Here is a 2,033-nt window from a genome sequence, read left to right as displayed (position 1 = left end):
GCCGACCAGACCACCTCGACGGTGCGGCTGTTGGCATCGGCCGTGTTCGGCGCAAGCTCCGCCGACCGGCGCATGGCCGGCAGTTCGATCATCGTGTCCATGTTGGTCAGTCCTGTCGGTCAGGGTCGGCCTGCGCCGGGTCATTGTCCGCGTCGGCGGAGGGATCGTCGGCGGCCGGGTCACTGGTCTGCGCGCTGCCGGTCTTGGTGACGCGGCGCGGGTCGCTGTCGAGCACCAGCCCGAGCGCGTCGAGCTTGGCGTTGGTCGCCGCGATCTCGGCCAGCACAGCGTCGGGGTTGCGGCCCTGCCGCGCGATCACTTCGGCCAGCGTCATGGTGCCCGAGCGGATCGACAGCAGGTTCGCCATCGCGTCCTTCTGCGGATCGACCGCCTCGAACTTCGGCGGCGACCATTCGACGGGGACGATCGGCGACGGGATCTGGCCCGCCGCCCACGCAGCCTCGGTGAACCAGCGCCACACCGGCGCGCAGAACATCGGGATGAACAGCTGCCACTGCACGGCGTCGATCTGTCGGCGGAACTCGACGAGCCCCGCGCGGATCGAGGAATAGTTGACCTGGCTGAGGTCCCCGGTCAGCAGCTCATAGGGCACCCGGAACCCGGCCGAGATCGTGTGCAGGCTCGCCCGCTTGTATTCGCCGTAGCCACCGGTGGCCGAGGGCTGGTTGAAGCGGATGTCCTTGCCGCCGCGGGCATAGGCGATCAGCCCCGGCTCGAACTGCTCGACCCGGTTCCCGTCGGCATCGACCACGGAGGGCGCGATGCCCTGCTGCGCCTCGTCGTCGCCGAAGACGATGGCGGTGACGCAGGCCTCGGTTTTCTTGCGGACCAGTTCCGCCACCTCATAATCGTCCAGATCGCGCAAGCTGCGGATCACCGGCGCGCCCCAGGGGACGCCGCGCGCCTGCGTGCGCTGCTTCTCGTAGACATGGGCGATCTCGGTCGCGGGGACCGGGCGGCTCTGCAGACCGTTCTGCAAGGCCCCGTAGGCGTCACCGGGATGTTCGGCATGCAGCCAATAGGCCCGGCGCTTGCCGACCGGATCGAACTCGATCCCCTGGACCAGCCGTCCCGCGCCGATGGCCCCGGATTTGGTGGCGTCGAGGAAGTCGGCCTCCAGAACCTGCAATTGCAGCGGCACCGGCAATCCGTCCGAGGATCGCCGCAGCCTGCGGCGCACCAGGACCTCGCCCGCCTCGACCATCTCGCGGCAGATCAGCGTCTGCAGACCGTAGAAGTCGAGCTGGCCGTCGGCGTCGCAGTCTGCCGTCCAGCGCTCGAACAGCGCGTCGACCTTGCGGTCGAGCGTGTCGTCGCCGCTGGCGGCACGCGGCATGATGCCTGCGCCGATGATGTTGTTGACCAGCACCGCCACGGCCTTGGCCGCATGCGGGTTGTTGCGCACCAGATCGCGCATCCGATCCCGCAGCAGCGCCCCGGCGACGCCGATCTCGGTGTCGGCGGAGGATCCCGGGGCTCGCCAGCCCTCGGTGCGCCGTCCGCGCGCGGCGCCGTCATAGCCCCGCGTCAGGGTCTCGAAGGCCTGACGCGCCATGACGCGGCGCGCGGCCATGCGCGGCGCGACGGTTGCGATGGCATGGTCGAACCAGGTCGCCGACATCACCGGTCCCCGCGCGAGAAGCCAGCCAGCCCGGCCACCGGAAGCGGCCGCGCGATCCCCGCAATGGCGCGCTCGATGGTGCGGATGCGGGCGAGCAGATCCTCGGCCGAGCCGTAGTCCACCGATTTGCCGTCATAGCTGACCCGGGTCGTGCCGCTGGCATAGGCCCGGCGCAACGCCGACAACTCGGTTTCCGTCCAGTCGGTCATGTTCAGAACCATCCTCCGCGTCGTCCGAGCCAGTCGGAGCGGCGCTTGCCCTGCGGGGCCTGTCCCGGCCGGTTGATCTGCCCGGCCGGATCGGTGTCGGTGGGGGCGGCCCCGAGCTGATCCTCGAGGTCGCGCCATTTCTCGTCGGGCCAGCGGTCCGCGCCCGCGATCCAGGCGGCGGC

The 2,033-nt window shown here is 70.3% G+C and carries 3 protein-coding genes; all 3 read right to left on the bottom strand.

Features of this window, described 5'->3' with window-relative positions; genetic code table 11:
* Positions 1–106: 106 nt before the first annotated feature.
* The gene (locus tag HNP73_RS22785) at positions 107–1,642 is read right to left on the bottom strand and encodes a phage portal protein (protein ID WP_184155713.1); all 1,536 of its coding nucleotides are present in this window, start codon (positions 1,640–1,642) and stop codon (positions 107–109) included.
* Positions 1,642–1,851: a phage head-tail joining protein gene (locus HNP73_RS22780; protein ID WP_184155710.1), complete on the bottom strand. Its 210-nt coding sequence runs from the start codon at positions 1,849–1,851 to the stop codon at positions 1,642–1,644. The genes HNP73_RS22785 and HNP73_RS22780 overlap by 1 nt, the downstream gene beginning before the upstream one ends.
* Before the next feature lie 2 nt (positions 1,852–1,853).
* A partial coding sequence (locus HNP73_RS22775) for a hypothetical protein (RefSeq protein WP_184155707.1) occupies positions 1,854–2,033 on the bottom strand: 180 nt, incomplete at its 5' end.

It is taken from the genome of Amaricoccus macauensis (assembly GCF_014201905.1).
In the GTDB taxonomy this organism is placed as follows: Bacteria; Pseudomonadota; Alphaproteobacteria; order Rhodobacterales; family Rhodobacteraceae; genus Amaricoccus; species Amaricoccus macauensis.
Note: the sequence above shows the minus strand (reverse complement) of the source record. Positions and strands in the feature narration are given on the sequence as shown.

Bases quoted from the DNA above. Each gene is read 5' to 3' on its own strand.
- HNP73_RS22785 (WP_184155713.1), bottom strand. From the start codon at position 1,642: ATGTCGGCGACCTGGTTCGACCATGCCATCGCAACCGTCGCGCCGCGC.
- HNP73_RS22780 (WP_184155710.1), bottom strand. From the start codon at position 1,851: ATGACCGACTGGACGGAAACCGAGTTGTCGGCGTTGCGCCGGGCCTAT.